This is a genomic window from Thioclava dalianensis (genome assembly GCF_000715505.1).
Lineage (GTDB): Bacteria > Pseudomonadota > Alphaproteobacteria > Rhodobacterales > Rhodobacteraceae > Thioclava > Thioclava dalianensis.
In genome coordinates, this window is record NZ_JHEH01000013.1 from 30,511 (window position 1) to 46,458 (window position 15,948).

Annotated in this window: 13 protein-coding genes; 8 read left to right on the forward strand and 5 right to left on the reverse strand. The window is 62.1% G+C overall.

The features are described from left to right. Window positions 1–140: 140 nt before the first annotated feature. Complete coding sequence (mdh, locus tag DL1_RS11615; RefSeq protein ID WP_038066277.1) at window positions 141–1,103, forward strand: malate dehydrogenase; 963 nt, start codon at window positions 141–143, stop codon at window positions 1,101–1,103. A 56-nt stretch (window positions 1,104–1,159) separates the two neighbouring features. Here the strand turns inward: mdh and DL1_RS20905 are convergent, their stop codons facing one another. Further along, window positions 1,160–2,221, reverse strand: coding sequence for a glycosyltransferase family 2 protein (locus DL1_RS20905; RefSeq protein WP_162178748.1), 1,062 nt, complete (start codon window positions 2,219–2,221; stop codon window positions 1,160–1,162). A 244-nt stretch (window positions 2,222–2,465) separates the two neighbouring features. Between DL1_RS20905 and sucC the strand changes: the two genes are divergently transcribed. The 7 genes from sucC to lpdA all read left to right on the forward strand — a co-directional run bounded on the left by sucC (window position 2,466) and on the right by lpdA (window position 11,554). Further along, the gene (sucC, locus tag DL1_RS11625; RefSeq protein WP_038066279.1) at window positions 2,466–3,659 is read left to right on the forward strand and encodes an ADP-forming succinate--CoA ligase subunit beta; all 1,194 of its coding nucleotides are present in this window, start codon (window positions 2,466–2,468) and stop codon (window positions 3,657–3,659) included. Window positions 3,660–3,663: 4 nt separating this feature from the next. Then, window positions 3,664–4,548 carry a succinate--CoA ligase subunit alpha gene (sucD, locus tag DL1_RS11630; RefSeq protein ID WP_038066282.1) on the forward strand — a complete coding sequence of 295 codons (885 nt, stop codon included), beginning with the start codon at window positions 3,664–3,666 and terminating at the stop codon, window positions 4,546–4,548. Window positions 4,549–4,614: 66 nt separating this feature from the next. Then, entirely contained in the window at window positions 4,615–5,028 is a 414-nt protein-coding gene (locus tag DL1_RS11635) for a hypothetical protein (RefSeq protein ID WP_038066284.1), read from the forward strand. A gap of 44 nt (window positions 5,029–5,072) precedes the next feature. After that, window positions 5,073–8,024, forward strand: coding sequence for a 2-oxoglutarate dehydrogenase E1 component (locus DL1_RS11640; RefSeq protein WP_038066288.1), 2,952 nt, complete (start codon window positions 5,073–5,075; stop codon window positions 8,022–8,024). Between the two features lie 3 nt (window positions 8,025–8,027). Next, window positions 8,028–9,560, forward strand: a complete 1,533-nt coding sequence (gene odhB, locus DL1_RS11645) for a 2-oxoglutarate dehydrogenase complex dihydrolipoyllysine-residue succinyltransferase (RefSeq protein ID WP_038066290.1) — start codon at window positions 8,028–8,030, stop codon at window positions 9,558–9,560. A gap of 109 nt (window positions 9,561–9,669) precedes the next feature. Beyond that, a complete protein-coding gene (locus DL1_RS11650) occupies window positions 9,670–10,065 on the forward strand; it encodes an MAPEG family protein (RefSeq protein WP_038066292.1) in 396 nt (131 codons plus the stop codon). Window positions 10,066–10,165: 100 nt separating this feature from the next. After that, on the forward strand, window positions 10,166–11,554 hold the full coding sequence (lpdA, locus tag DL1_RS11655) for a dihydrolipoyl dehydrogenase (protein WP_038066294.1): 1,389 nt from the start codon (window positions 10,166–10,168) through the stop codon (window positions 11,552–11,554). A gap of 57 nt (window positions 11,555–11,611) precedes the next feature. On the opposite strand, the gene DL1_RS11660 is transcribed toward lpdA, so the two are convergent. The 4 genes from DL1_RS11660 to panB form a co-directional block, all read right to left on the reverse strand. Beyond that, window positions 11,612–13,165 carry a hypothetical protein gene (locus DL1_RS11660; RefSeq protein ID WP_038066296.1) on the reverse strand — a complete coding sequence of 518 codons (1,554 nt, stop codon included), beginning with the start codon at window positions 13,163–13,165 and terminating at the stop codon, window positions 11,612–11,614. A gap of 412 nt (window positions 13,166–13,577) precedes the next feature. After that, a complete protein-coding gene (locus tag DL1_RS11665) occupies window positions 13,578–14,081 on the reverse strand; it encodes an acyl-CoA thioesterase (RefSeq protein ID WP_038066297.1) in 504 nt (167 codons plus the stop codon). A 33-nt stretch (window positions 14,082–14,114) separates the two neighbouring features. Further along, window positions 14,115–14,954, reverse strand: a complete 840-nt coding sequence (panC, locus tag DL1_RS11670; protein ID WP_038066299.1) for a pantoate--beta-alanine ligase — start codon at window positions 14,952–14,954, stop codon at window positions 14,115–14,117. Then, entirely contained in the window at window positions 14,951–15,778 is an 828-nt protein-coding gene (panB, locus tag DL1_RS11675; RefSeq protein ID WP_038066301.1) for a 3-methyl-2-oxobutanoate hydroxymethyltransferase, read from the reverse strand. The genes panC and panB overlap by 4 nt, the downstream gene beginning before the upstream one ends. Window positions 15,779–15,948 lie beyond the last annotated feature (170 nt).

A 15,948-nucleotide genomic window follows, 5' to 3' on the forward strand; every position in this document is an offset into this window, starting at 1 on the left:
CTGCTAGTGACACGCCCGCGACGCGTTGAAAAGCCGCGCCATGCCACATAGCCCGTCTCGCGTTGCACGCTTGCGCCTACAAGGGCAAAGAGCTACGTCAACGGCGTCATATTACCCAATCCATCCATTCGGAGGACCCAATGGCCAGACCCAAGATTGCTCTGATCGGCGCAGGCCAGATCGGCGGGACGCTCGCCCATCTCGCCGTCGTCAAAGAGCTCGGCGATATCGTCCTGTTCGATATTACGGATGGCACGCCGCAGGGCAAAGCGCTCGATATTGCGGAATCCGGTCCCTCCGCGGGGTTCGATGCCAAACTCAAGGGCACGACCGATTACGCCGATATCGCGGGGGCCGATATCTGCATCGTGACCGCGGGCGTGCCACGCAAACCGGGAATGAGCCGGGACGACCTGCTGGGCATCAACCTCAAAGTGATGCGCGCCGTGGGCGAGGGCATCGCCACCCATGCGCCCGACGCGTTCGTCATCTGCATCACCAATCCACTCGACGCCATGGTCTGGGCCCTGCAGCGCTTCTCGGGTCTTGCGCCCGCAAAGGTCGTGGGCATGGCAGGCGTGCTCGATTCCGCGCGGTTCCGGCATTTCCTGAGCCTCGAATTCGGCGTCTCGATGCGCGATGTTTCGGCCTTCGTGCTCGGCGGGCATGGCGACACGATGGTGCCGCTCGCGCGCTACTCGACCGTCGGCGGCATCCCCCTGCCCGATCTGATCAAGATGGGCTGGACCACGCAGGAGCGTCTCGACGCGATCATCCAGCGCACCCGCGATGGCGGCGCCGAGATCGTTGGGCTGCTGAAAACCGGCTCTGCCTTCTACGCCCCTGCGACCGCAGCGATCGAGATGGCCGAGGCCTATCTGAAGGATCAAAAGCGCGTGCTGCCCTGCGCGGCTTGGGTCAAAGGCGCGCTTGGGCTCGACGGGATGTATGTCGGCGTGCCCACCGTGATCGGCGCGGGCGGCATCGAGAAAGTCATCAACATCAAGCTCAACAAGGAAGAGCAGGCGATGTTCGACAGCTCGGTCGAGGCCGTCAAAGCCCTTGTCGATGCGTGCAAAAACATCGACTCGTCGCTCGCCTGAGCACCACCGGAGCGATCTACAAGACCAAGGGGCGTAGCGTCAGGCTGCGCCCCGTTTCATTGGCTCATCAGAGGCTCTGGATCGAACCCGAACGTCTCGTGCAGCCGCGCCAGCAGGTCTGCCTCATGCGCAATCAGTGCACGGTCAAAGGCGGCGGGGCTCAGATCGACGCGCTCCCCGAAAAGCGCTGATACCTCGGACGTGATCGCGATCTCGGGCCGGGTGAGCAAGCCATGCTCGGCCAATTCCTCCGCCTCATAGGGCCGCAACGCCTGAACGTCGCGCCAGAGGCCACGCAAAATCTCCGGGTCATCGGCGAATTTGGCAGCCTCGGAAAACTGCGCGGTCCGGGGCGCGACAAAGGGGACCGGGTCGCCCTTCACCTTGGTCGTCGCGCGCCGCAACATCTTGAGCAGATAATGCAGCGGCGTCATCCCGTCGAAATGCAGCAACCGCCCGTTATAGCTGGGGCGATAGGGCAAATCGTTAACCTTACTGTCCCAGTTCGACAGCGGGAAATGCACGCCAATGGCATAGCCCTGCCCCGCGCGCACCACCGGCTTGCCCGCGATATGACCGCCCACCCCGCGATTGAGAAAGCGCTTGCGGAAGCCGTAAAACAGCAGCCCTTCCTTTTCGAACCCGTCCCATTTGCGCCGGAAGGCCCCGTCGAAGATGCTCGCCCGTGGTTCGCCATCGACAAAGCAGCGCTCATCGACCTCCAGTCGAATCCAGGCCTTTCCGGGGCCGGTCTTCTGCAGCTCCCATTCCAGCGGGCGCTGGAGATTGACATATTCATCCGCATCGCAATGCACGATCCAGTCGAGTTTGGTCTCGTCGAGGATGCGTGTGGCGTTGTATTTCTGGCGTCCCTCATGGCGGGCGGGCCGCTTGTTGCGCCAACCGCGCGCCCAGCCATCCTCTCCGCAATGATGGACGAAGGCCCCCTCGACACCGTCCAGCAAGGCCTCAGCCTCGGGGTTCGGGCGGTCCAGAAAGACATGCACCTCCCGGGCGCCGACGGCCAGATGATGCGCGACAAAGGCGGCGACCAGCGGGGAGGGCTCATCGATTGTTGAAACAACACCCCATGTGGGCATCTGAGGGTCTTGCGTCATATAGTCGTCATGTCCTTGATATTTCATCGATGTGCAGATCACTCGATTTCACCGAGTCGCGCCAGTGCAGCAGCGCCACAGAGTAGGAATTTGGTTTTGTGATCACACCCAATCAGCCCGTGATCACAAATGTCGGATTTTCGGCGGGTAACAGCCTACTCAAGCGGATTTCTATTTATGCAGCGGCACGAACGCCCTAGAACCCCGTGCAAATCGCACCCGCAACCAGCATGGGGATCTGAGGATGAACATCCACGAATATCAGGCCAAACAGCTACTCAAGAGCTATGGCGCGCCCGTCTCTGACGGCCGTGTCGTTCTCAAAGCAGAAGACGCCAAGACCGCTGCAGGCGAGCTTGACGGACCGCTCTGGGTCGTCAAGGCGCAAATTCACGCCGGCGGCCGTGGCAAAGGCCACTTCAAGGAATCCGAAGCCGGTGAAAAAGGCGGCGTGCGCCTTGCGAAATCGGTTGAAGAGGCCGAGATGCTGACCAAGCAGATGCTTGGCAAGACGCTCGTCACGCACCAGACCGGCCCGGCCGGCAAGCAAGTCAACCGCATCTATATCGAAGACGGCTCAGACATTGAGCGCGAGCTGTATCTCGCCCTGCTCGTCGACCGCGTGACCTCGCGCGTCTCGATCGTGTCCTCCACCGAGGGCGGCATGGATATCGAGGAAGTCGCAGCTTCGACCCCCGAGAAAATCCTCAGCTTCTCCGTCGATCCGGCCACCGGCTACCAAGCCTTCCACGGTCGCCGCGTTGCGTTCTCGCTGGGCCTCCAAGGCCCGCAGGTCAAGCAGATGGTGAACCTGCTGGGCCTTCTCTACAAAGCCTTCATCGAGAAGGATATGGAGATGCTCGAGATCAACCCGTTGATCGTGATGACCGACGGCAATCTCAAAGTGCTCGACGCCAAGCTCGGCTTCGACGGCAACGCGATGTATCGCCAGCATGACGTGGCGAACCTGCGCGACGAGACCGAGGAAGATTCCAAGGAACTCGAAGCCTCGAAATACGACCTCAACTACATCGCGCTCGATGGTGAGATCGGCTGCATGGTGAACGGCGCTGGCCTCGCAATGGCCACGATGGACATCATCAAACTCTACGGTGCCGAGCCCGCCAACTTCCTCGATGTCGGCGGCGGCGCCACGAAAGAGAAAGTCACCGAGGCGTTCAAGATCATCACCTCGGACAAGAACGTCAAAGGGATCCTCGTCAACATCTTCGGCGGCATCATGCGCTGCGACATCATCGCCGAAGGCGTGATCGCTGCCGTGAAAGAAGTGGGTCTCAAAGTTCCGCTCGTCGTGCGCCTTGAAGGCACCAACGTCGAGAAAGGCAAGGAAATCATCGCGAATTCCGGCCTGAACGTGATCGCTGCCGACAACCTGTCGGACGGCGCAGAGAAAATCGTCAAAGCGGTGAAAGGTTAATTCCATGGCAGTGCTCGTTAACGAAAACACCAAAGTCATCTGCCAGGGCTTCACGGGCTCGCAGGGGACTTTCCATTCCGAGCAGGCGATCGCCTACGGCACCAAGATGGTCGGCGGCGTGACCCCCGGCAAAGGCGGCCAAGAGCATCTCGGCCTGCCGGTCTTCAACTCGGTCCATGAGGCCAAGGCGAAAACCGAAGCCAACGCGTCGGTGATCTACGTGCCGCCGCCCTTCGCAGCCGACTCGATCCTCGAGGCAATCGATGCCGAGATGGAGCTGATCGTGTGCATCACCGAGGGCATCCCGGTGCTCGATATGATGAAGGTCAAGCGCGCGCTGATCGACAGCAAATCGCGCCTGATCGGCCCGAACTGCCCCGGTGTCATCACCCCCGACGCCTGCAAGATCGGCATCATGCCCGGCCACATCCACAAGCGTGGCTCCGTGGGCGTCGTGTCGCGCTCGGGCACGCTGACCTATGAGGCGGTCAAGCAGACCACCGATATGGGTCTGGGCCAGTCGACCGCAGTCGGCATCGGCGGCGACCCGATCAAAGGGACCGAGCATATCGACGTGCTCAACATGTTCCTCGACGATCCGGAAACGACCTCGATGATCATGATCGGTGAAATCGGTGGCTCGGCGGAAGAAGAAGCCGCAGAGTTCCTCGCCGCTGAGCGCAAAAAAGGCCGTTGGAAGCCCACCGCTGGCTTTATCGCTGGCCGCACGGCCCCTCCCGGCCGCCGCATGGGCCATGCCGGTGCCATCGTGGCAGGCGGCAAAGGCGACGCTGAGTCCAAGATCGAAGCCATGAAATCAGCGGGTATCGTGGTCGCGGACAGCCCGGCGACGCTGGGCGAGGCCGTCATGAAAGCGATCAAAGGCTGATCGCGCAGACACGCTGCCGCCCCTCACATATCTGAGGGGCGGCGCATCCCGATGGAGAGTGAACCGATGCTGATGCACACCGCCGCGCGCACCGCCACCCCCGCTCTGGGGTTGGGCCGTTGCGCGCTCTATGCGGTCGGAGCCTGCACGCCACATCTCTTCCCTGTGATGAAACCGCGCGCATTCAGCTTCACTGCACGCCGTGGAATTCGCAGGAAAAGTACCTACATGACAAGTCGTGTTGACAAGACTGCCCGCAAAACTGTTTTGCTGGTAGAAGTTAGACATGACGATACGGCATCCGAGCGCCCGGCGCGGCGCGGACAACCCCGGGAACGGCTCTATGACGACACAACGTCCCAAGCCCAGATACCTGCCAGCCCCCGCAAGGCTGGCCACCCGAAGTCGGTGTCCCCTGACCGCTCCCTGCTCAATACCGACCAAACATCGATGACGACCTTCGCTGCATTCCAACCGTGACCGGCCGCCGCTCCTGATCCAACCACACCCTTGAGGTGAGACACATGACCGAACAATCCCCCAATGACGAATTCAACGCCTCGCAATTTCTGCAAGGTGCGAATGCCGATTACGTGGAGCAGCTTTATGCGCGCTTCGCCGAGGATCCCTCCTCGGTCGATACCGCTTGGGCCGCCTTCTTTGCCTCGCTGGGCGATCCCGCGCAGGACGTGAAGAAATCCGCAGCCGGCGCAAGCTGGGAGCGCAGCGACTGGCCGCAAACGGCCGCCGACGACCTGACCGCCGCGCTGACCGGCGAATGGCCGGTGGCAGAGGTCAAGGGGGCTGCTGACAAGATCAAGGCGAAGGCCGCAGATGCGGGCGTCAAGCTTGATGAAGGCGCGATCAAGCGCGCCGTGCTCGATTCCATCCGCGCGTTGATGATCATCCGCGCCTACCGGATCCGCGGCCACCTCGCCGCCGATCTCGACCCGCTGGGCATGCGCGAAGAACGCGACCATCCCGAGCTGGACCCGAAAAGCTACGGCTTCACTGAAGCCGACATGGATCGTCCGATCTTCATCGACAACGTGCTGGGGCTGGAAGTCGCCTCGATGCGTCAGATCATGGATATCGTGAAGCGCACCTATTGCGGCACGTTCGCGCTGCAATACATGCATATCTCGGACCCCGAGCAATCGGCTTGGCTCAAGGAGCGGATCGAGGGCTACGGCAAGGAAATCACCTTCACCAAGAACGGGCGCCGCGCGATCCTCAACAAGCTGGTCGAGGCCGAGGGCTTCGAAAAATTCCTGCATGTGAAATACATGGGCACCAAGCGCTTTGGCCTTGATGGCGGCGAAGCGCTGATCCCGGCGATGGAGCAGATCATCAAGCGCGGTGGTCAGCTTGGCCTGGAAGATATCGTCATCGGCATGCCCCACCGGGGCCGCCTCTCGGTGCTGGCCAACGTGCTGAGCAAACCGTTCCGCGCGATCTTCCACGAATTCCAGGGCGGCTCGTTCAAACCCGAGGATGTCGACGGCTCGGGCGATGTGAAATACCACCTCGGTGCCTCTGCCGACCGTGAGTTTGACGGCAACACCGTCCACTTGTCGCTGACCGCCAACCCCAGCCACCTTGAGGCTGTGAACCCGGTGGCGCTCGGCAAGGTCCGCGCCAAACAGGACCAGCTTGGCGATCAGGCCGATCGCAGCAAGGTCATGTCGATCCTGCTGCACGGCGACGCGGCCTTTGCCGGTCAGGGCGTTGTGGCCGAGTGCTTCCAGCTTTCGGGCATTCGCGGGCACCGCACGGGCGGCACGATCCATATCGTGGTGAACAACCAGATCGGCTTCACCACCGCGCCGCATTTCTCGCGTACCTCGCCCTACCCGACCGATATCGCCCTGATGGTCGAAGCTCCGATCTTCCATGTGAACGGCGATGACCCGGAAGCCGTGGTGCATGCCGCTCGCGTGGCCACCGAGTTCCGCCAAAAATTCCACAAGGATGTTGTGCTCGACATCTTCTGCTATCGCCGCTTCGGTCACAACGAAGGCGATGAGCCGATGTTCACCAACCCGGTGATGTACAAGTCGATCAAGACGCATAAAACCACGCTGCAACTCTATACCGAGCGTCTCGTGGCCGACGGGCTGATCCCCGAGGGCGAAATCGAGGACATGAAAGCGGCCTTCCAGTCGCATCTCAACGACGAGTTCGAAGCGGGCAAGACCTTCAAACCAAACAAGGCCGACTGGCTGGATGGCCGTTGGTCGGGTTTTGAGCAGGAGAAGGGCGAATACACCCCCGGCTCCACCGCGATCTCGCCCGACACGATGGCCGAGGTCGGCAAGGCGCTCGTCACGGCCCCCGACGATTTCTCGATCCACAAGACGGTCACCCGTCTGCTCGAGAACAAAAAGCAGATGTTCGAGACCGGTGAAGGTTTTGACTGGGCCACGGCCGAGGCTCTGGCCTTCGGTTCGCTCGTGACCGAGGGCTTCCCGGTGCGCCTGTCGGGTCAGGATGCCACGCGCGGCACCTTCTCGCAGCGCCATTCGGCCTTCATCAATCAGGATAATGAGGATCGCTACTACCCGATCAACAATATCCGCGAGGGTCAGGCCCGCTACGAAGCCATCGACTCGATGCTCTCGGAATATGCGGTGCTCGGCTTCGAATATGGCTACTCGCTGGCCGAGCCCAACACGCTCACCCTGTGGGAAGCCCAGTTCGGCGACTTCGCCAACGGCGCGCAGATCATGTTCGACCAGTTCATCAACTCGGGCGAGCGCAAATGGCTGCGCATGTCGGGCCTCGTCTGTCTGCTGCCGCATGGCTATGAGGGTCAGGGTCCCGAGCACAGCTCGGCCCGTCTTGAGCGCTACCTGCAGAACTCGGCGGAAGACAACTGGATCGTCGCGAACGTCTCGACGCCTGCGAACTACTTCCACATTCTGCGCCGTCAGATCCATCGCGACTTCCGCAAGCCGCTGATCCTAATGACGCCGAAATCGCTACTGCGGCATCCCAAATGTGTGTCCAAGACCGATGATTTCGTCACCGGCTCGACCTTCCACCGCGTGTTGTGGGATGATGCGGAACGCGGAAATTCCGACACCAAGCTGGTGTCCGATGACAAGATCAAGCGCGTCGTGATCTCGTCGGGCAAGGTTTATTACGACCTGCTCGCACAGCGCGACGAGCGCGGCCTTGATGACGTCTACCTGCTCCGTCTGGAGCAGTTCTATCCCTTCCCCGCTCAGGCGATGACCAAGGAGCTGACGCGCTTCAAGGATGCCGAGATCGTCTGGTGTCAGGAAGAACCGAAAAACCAAGGCGGCTGGAGTTTTGTCGAACCCTATATCGAATGGGTTCTCGCCAAGATCGACGCCAAACACGGGCGCCCGCGCTATGCCGGTCGCGCAGCCTCGGCCTCCCCCGCGACGGGTTTGGCCAGCCGCCACAAGTCCGAGCAAGCCGCGCTCGTCAATGATGCACTGGAGGGTTAATTAATGTCCACTGAAGTCCGCGTCCCCACGCTCGGCGAGAGCGTAACGGAAGCCACCGTCGCAACCTGGTTCAAGAAGCCGGGCGACACCGTCACCGCAGACGAGATGCTGTGCGAGCTGGAAACCGACAAGGTCACCGTGGAAGTCCCCGCGCCCGCCTCTGGCACGATGGGCGACATCGTCGCCGCCGAAGGCGAGACGGTCGGCGTCGATGCGCTCTTGGCGACGATCGAAGAGGCAGGCGCCGCCGCCAAGCCGAAGGCCGAGAAATCCGAGGAAAAACCGGCGGAAAAACCCGCCGCAGCCCAGTCGAATGAGGGAAAGATGGTCGATGTAATGGTGCCGTCCCTCGGTGAGTCCGTCACCGAAGCGACAGTTTCAACCTGGTTCAAGAAAGTCGGCGACAAGGTCGAGGCCGACGAGATGCTCTGCGAGCTGGAAACCGACAAGGTCTCCGTCGAAGTTCCCGCACCCGCCGCAGGCGTGTTGCAGGAAATCGTGGCCGAGGAAGGCGCAACCGTCGATGCCTCCGCCAAGCTCGCCGTGATCGCCGAGGGCGCCAGCGCTGGCAGCAGCACGAGCAGCGCCAAATCCGACGCGCCCGCGAAATCCGAAGCCCCTTCGTCGGGCGGCAAGGATGTCGAGGACGCCCCGTCGGCCAAGAAGCTGATGGCGGAAAAAGGCATCGATCCTTCCGACGTCAAAGGCTCGGGCAAAGATGGCCGGATCATGAAAGAAGACGTGGCCAATGCCAGCACGTCGTCGAAATCCGCTTCCGTCTCCGTGGCCCCGACCCCGTCGGCCGCCCCGCGCGGCCCGGTCAATGCCGATGATGCCTCGCGCGAGGAACGGGTGAAGATGACCCGCCTGCGCGCCACCATCGCCAAGCGCCTTAAGGACAGCCAGAACACCGCCGCCATGCTCACCACCTATAACGAGGTGGACATGTCGGGCGTCATGGGCCTGCGCAACGAGTACAAGGACCTGTTCCAGAAGAAACACGGCGTGAAGCTCGGCTTCATGTCCTTCTTCGTGAAGGCCTGCTGCCACGCGCTCAAGGAAGTCCCCGAGGTCAATGCCGAGATCGACGGCAATGAGGTGGTCTACAAAAACTACGTCCATATGGGCGTGGCCGTGGGCACCCCGAACGGGCTCGTCGTGCCAGTGCTGCGCGATTCCGACCAGATGGGCTTTGCCGAGATCGAGAAGACGATCGCCGAGATGGGCACCCGCGCCCGCGACGGCAAGCTTTCGATGGCCGATATGCAGGGCGGCTCGTTCACGATCTCGAACGGCGGCGTCTATGGCTCGCTGATGTCCTCGCCGATCCTCAACCCGCCGCAATCGGGTATCCTCGGCATGCACAAGATCCAGGATCGCCCGATGGTCGAAAACGGCCAGATCGTCATCAAGCCGATGATGTATCTCGCGCTGAGCTACGACCACCGCATCGTCGACGGCAAAGGTGCTGTGACCTTCCTCGTGCGCGTCAAGGAAGCGCTGGAAGACCCGCGCCGCCTGCTGATGGATCTGTAATCACAACGGGAAGGCGGCAGCCCCTGCCCCCTTCCTCTTGATGGAAATATCCTCGGGCGGTCCGGGGGGCAGACAGCCCCCCGGTCTTCCCTAACCAGAAAGCGCCCCGATGACCCCTGAATTGACCGCACTCGCCCTCGCAGGCCTGCTTCACATCGTGCAATTCGTCGTGGCCTCCTACATGGCCAATGTCGATCTGGGCCCGGGCTATACCACCAGCCCGCGCGACCGCGCGCCAAGCCGTGAGCCGCGCAAGATCACCGCGCGGATGCTGCGTGCCTATGACAACCATGTTCAGATGTTTCCCTTCTTCGCCGCAGGTGTCGGGATCATCGCGATCACCCAGCAATCGAGCCTAATCACCGTCCTGGCCGCTTGGGTCTATCTTGGCGCGCGCATTCTCTACGTGCCGGCCTATGCTTTGGGCTGGCAGCCGTGGCGCAGCTACATCTGGATCTTGGCGCTGCTTTGCTGCGCCGTTCTTTTCATCGCCGCTCTGGTCTGATCCCGCGCGGCGCCCGTCTCTTGGCACATCCCGTGCCACCCCGAATGACCCCTCGCAGCACGGCTGCAGGCTCCCTGCAAAGGACGAAGGAGAAAACCACATGGCATCCTATGACGTGATCGTAATCGGCTCGGGCCCCGGTGGCTATGTTTGCGCAATCCGCTGCGCTCAGCTCGGCCTGAAAACCGCCTGCGTGGAGGGGCGCGACACCCTCGGCGGCACCTGCCTCAATGTCGGCTGCATCCCCTCCAAAGCGCTGCTGCACGCAACCCATTCGCTGCACGAGGCCGAGCACAACTTCGCCAAGATGGGCCTGAAAGGCAAAAGCCCGTCGGTCGATTGGAAGCAGATGCTGACCTACAAGCAGGACACCATCGACACCAACACTAAGGGCATCGAGTTTCTGTTCAAGAAGAACAAGATCGACTGGCTCAAAGGCTGGGGCTCGGTCCCCGAGGCCGGTAAGGTCAAGGTCGGCGACGAGGTCCATGAGGCGAAATCCATCGTGATCGCTACCGGCTCCGAGCCGTCCTCTCTGCCGGGCATCGAGATCGACGAGAAAACCGTCGTGACCTCGACCGGCGCGCTCACCCTCAACAAGATCCCGAAATCCATGGTCGTGATCGGCGCAGGCGTGATCGGGCTCGAGATGGGTTCAGTCTATGCGCGTCTGGGTGCAGAGGTGACGGTCGTCGAGTATCTCGACGCGATCACCCCCGGCATGGATGGCGAGGTTGCGCGCAACTTCCAAAAGATCCTCACCAAGCAGGGCCTGAAATTCGTGCTGGGCGCTGCGGTGAAAGGCGTGGAAACCAAGAACGGCAAGGCCACGGTCAAATATCAGCTCCGCAAGGATGACAGCGAAGCCACGATCGAGGCTGATACCGTTTTGGTGGCCACCGGTCGCAAACCCTTTACCGACGGGCTGGGCCTTGAAGGCGCAGGTGTCGAACTGCTGCCGCGCGGCCAGATCAAGACAGACGCGCATTGGCAGACCACGGCCAAGGGCATCTTTGCCATCGGCGATGCGATCGTGGGTCCGATGCTGGCCCACAAAGCCGAGGATGAGGGCATGGCGGTGGCCGAGGTCATCGCAGGCAAGCATGGCCATGTGAATTACGACGTGATCCCCGGCGTGATCTACACCACCCCCGAAGTCGCCTCCGTGGGCCTGACCGAAGAGGCGCTCAAGCAAGAAGGCCGCGCCTATAAGGTCGGCAAGTTCTCCTTCATGGGCAACGCCCGCGCCAAGGCAGTCTTCCAAGGTGAGGGCTTCGTCAAGCTCATCGCCGACAAGGAAACCGACCGCATTCTGGGCTGCCACATCATCGGCCCGGGCGCAGGCGATCTGATCCATGAGATCTGCGTCGCGATGGAGTTCGGCGCCTCGGCGCAGGACGTGGCGCTGACCTGCCACGCCCACCCGACTTTCTCCGAGGCCGTGCGCGAAGCCGCACTTGCCTGTGGCGATGGCGCGATCCACGCCTGAGTTCAGGACATTTGACGCAATCGAAAGGGCGGCCCCGCTGGGGTCGCCCTTTTTTTGTCAGGCGCGCCTGCGCTGCTCGACCTGCCATTCTGGCTCAGCCAAGGTCCAAGCCCGCTCAGAGGTGGCCTCGCGCCGTGCCTGCGTTACCTGCGCCATATGGTCGGGATCGTAGAGTGTTCCCAGCTTCGCGGGCAGCTCGTAATCGAAAGGGATGTCGTTGAGCTGCGGCGCGAAACGTTCGACAATATCGTGCACCGGATGGCTGCCCCGGCGATATTCCTCATCCATTGCGAGCACGATGCCCAACTGTTGACGTCCGTTGAACGGAGACATCAGGAAGGTGCGCTGCCAAGCCGGAAAGATCGCGCCGACGGAGGAGGGGTAGAAGATCTCCAGCATCATCAGATCGGTCGAGTTGGCCTCGGCGCAAGGCGGCAAGGCGTTGAGCCACGCCCAATAGCGCCCTCGAAAGCGCCTATGCACCGATGAGTCGAATTCCGGGCGCGGAACAGCCAAGAGGCGCCGCACCTGCCAGGGCAGACGTCTGCGCGCCTGAGCGCCGATGCGCTCTGAAAAAACAGCCCGCAACAAACCTGTCTGATGGCCGCGAAAGATCACAGCCCCTGCGGGCAGTTTCAAATGAAGCCCGTTGTCCAGTTCCGAAGGCGCTTTCATCGGAAACCCGAGACCGGCGTGGAAATTCGCGACATCCACCTCGGCCCGGCGCTTCTTTGTCTTATGGTCCCGATAATCGTGCCGCTCGAAAGCAAACCCCATGCGGGCCGCTAGGCGCTCGCCAATGGCCGCATCCCGCCGATTGGCGTAGTTCGAGACATGCGCAAAGCCGCTCTCGATCTTCTCAAGCGCGCGCCCGGCCATCGCCAGCAGCAACCGGCTGTCCTGTCCCCCGGTCAAAGGCAGCCAAGCCCGGCGACGATGCGCGATGGCGGTCATCACCTTCTCTGTGCGCTCCTGAAGCAAGTCATAGCTGTCCGCGAGCCGTCCATTATGCAGCGCAATGCTCTCGGGGCGCGGCCAGTAGCGGGTCTCGGAGAAGTCGCTCAGGTCGAGATAGCAGTTTGGATTCATCCGGCGCGCCGTCGCATCGCGCGTATCAAAGAGGGTGTAGCGCCCGCCCCGCTCTTCGACAGCGGAATGATCGTAATCGGGATGATCGACGACCTCTCTGGTCAGGCACAGCCCAAGCGAGGCGGCAAGACTACGGCTGTTGCGATCATAGACCGCCCCGATTGACCCGCTTGGATCGGTATAAAACCGCGTCGCGCCCTGATCGGTAACAAGCGCGCCCCAACGTCCGGTCAAGGACTCGATCCACTGCTCGAACGCAGGCCACCCGGCGCGCTCAGGCGAGGGAGCATCATGATAGCCCCCCTCAAGAAACTCGCCATCCGAGTCGACCGCAATTCCGAACACATAGCCGAAGGTCGAACGATCCGGGTTGAGGAGACGCGCCACGGATAGGCTCTGCCCGAGATAAAGTGACCAGCGCCCGAAAGTGACATCTGCATCGGGAAAGTCCGGGCGCTTGGTATCGCATATCAAAAACTGGTTTTGCAGATAGCCCCGCAACGACATCTTTTTCAAAGCCATAACCGTTCAATCCATCAAATTATCAATTGCGCGAAAAAGGCGATGGGTTCGCCCCGTCTCAAGAAGGATGCGCAGAAAAATCACGCACGATCACATCTGAGCACGCAGCCGTGATTGGCGCAAACTGCGATCAGAGGAGAAGGGTGCTAAGGTGTTCAATGCATTGAAATTTGTTGCGAGAGGGCAACAAATTCAGCACATTGTGGCGCTCATGTGGCGGCTCTTGGGGGCATAAAGGATCGGGCGCGCCGTGTCCTTGAGAGGGCAGTGAGACACTCACCCCCCGCGGCTGGCCTCGGCAACAGGCGCGCCCTTGCCGAGGCCAGCTGCGGGCTATGTCCTGCGCGACCTGTATTCCCAAACCCGTCACGCCGCACGGCACAGCGCGCTTGGCATGTTCAAGGAGCGCGGCCTACCCCTCGCCGTGATCCGCCGCTGCCTCCATCTTGGCTGCGAATTCGCGACGAAGCTCGCGGCGCAGTTCCGAGGCGCGCCAGCGGTGCTTTTCCTCTGGCGTCTCTGGCACCAGCTTGGGCACGGCGACCGGTTTGCCGTCATCATCCACGGCCACCATTGTAAAGTAGCAGCTATTGGTGTGGCGGAAGGTGCCCGCGCGGATATTCTCGGCCTCAACCTTGATCCCGATCTCCATCGAGGACCGCCCGGTATGGTTCACGCTTGCGCGAAACCGCACCAGCTCGCCCACGTTGATCGGTTGCTGGAAGGTCACCTGATCGACCGACAGCGTCACTGCATATTGCTGCGAGTAGCGCGAAGCGAGCGAGAAAGCCACGCGGTCGAGCCATGCCAGAAGCGCGCCGCCATGCACCTTGCCCGAGAAATTCGCCATCTCAGGCGTCATCAGCACCGACATCTCAAGCCGCTTGCGTTCTTCGTCCTTCAGGGGGGTGGTCATGGCGATCCTTTCGCTGGGCCCGGGAGGGCGGGGCTACACGGCAATATTATCGATTAAGCGCACATCGCCCAGCCAGAGCGCGGCAAGCAGCCGGACGGGCTGAGACAGATCGGAGGCAGGACGGAGGCCGTCGACGCTGCGCAGTTCGAAATAGTCGATATCGCGAAACCCGGCCGCCAGCAGCGTGGCTTTCGCCTCATCCAGCACCGGCTGGGCCTGCGCACCTGCGCGCAGCTGCGTTGCCGCCGCCTGCATTTCTCGGTGCAACAGCGGCGCCAGCGCCCGGTCTGTGGGGCCGAGCAGCAGATTGCGCGACGACATCGCCAAGCCATCCTCTTCGCGGATCGTCGGGCAGCCGATGATCCGCACGGGGATATTGAGATCGCGCACGAAGCGCTGGACGACCTGCAATTGCTGCCAGTCTTTTTCGCCAAAGAAAGCACGCCCCGCCTGCGTCATCCCAAAGAGCTTGGTGCAGACCGTGGCCATCCCGTCGAAATGGCCGGGACGAAACGCGCCCTCCAGCGGCTCGGTGATGCCGCTGACCGACACGGTGGTCGCAAACCCCTCCGGATAGACCTCATCGACGCCGGGCGCGAAGAGCACATCGACCCCCTCCGCCTCCAGAAGCGCCAGATCCTGCGCTTCGCTGCGCGGATAGGTCTCAAGATCGGACGCATTGTTGAACTGCATCGGGTTGACGAAAACCGTCACGATCACCCGATCCGACTGCGCGCGGGCGGCCCGGGCAAGGCTCAGATGGCCCTCGTGCAGCGCCCCCATCGTGGGCACGACCCCCACCAGCATCCCCGAGCGTTTCCAGCCCGCGACCTTCTCGCGCAGCGCCTCCGCCGTGCGGATAATCTCGGTCATTTTTTCACCTCATCGGCAAAGACATGTTCGGGGCCGGGGAAACTGCGGGCGCGCACTTCGCGGGCATAATCGGCAACCGCCGCTTCCGCATCCACGCCCAGCTCCCCGAAGCGTTTGACGAATTTGGGTTTGAACTCGGTGAACAGGCCCAGCATGTCATCGACGACCAAGACCTGACCATCGCAGCCCGCGCCCGCGCCGATGCCCACGGTCGGGATCGACAGCGCATCCGTGATATCGCGAGCCAGCCCCTGCGGGACTTTCTCAAGCACGACCGAGAAGGCACCCGCCTCTTCGATGGCGCGCGCATCCGCGATCATGCGGCGCGCACCCTCGGCACCGCGCCCCTGCACCTTGTAGCCGCCCAGCGTGTTGACCGATTGCGGCGTGAGGCCAATATGCGCCATTACCGGCACGCCGCGCGCGACGAGAAAGGCAATCGTCTCGGCCATGTGGCGGCCGCCTTCCAGCTTCACCGCAGCGGCCCCGGTCTCGGCCATCAGCCGGGCTGCATTGGCAAAGGCCTGCTGCGGGCTTTGCTCATAAGAGCCGAAAGGCATGTCGATCACCATCAGCGCTTGGCTCAGCCCGCGCGCCACCGCCTGCCCGTGCATCACCATCATCTCCAGGGTGACGCCCAGCGTCGAGGGCAGGCCATGCAGCACCATCCCTACCGAGTCTCCGACCAGAACGAGATCGCAATGCGCATCCACCAGCTTGGCCACGGGCGTCGTGTAGGCGGTCAGACAGACGACCGGCTCGCCCCCTTTCATCGCGGCGATATCAGCGGGCATCAATTGCCGGGTTTGTCCTGTGGCGCTCATCTGTCGTCCTCCCTGCTTGCCGACAAATACCTAGCGGGCACAAAGGCACATGGAAAGACACCTTTGGGGCAAAGCGGCGTCCCACCTGACACATCCCGAAACGCTTTGTGCCACAAGACTTGATGCGCCGCGCGATCACGGTGATCATCGCGGGGTCACGGAAATCGGAG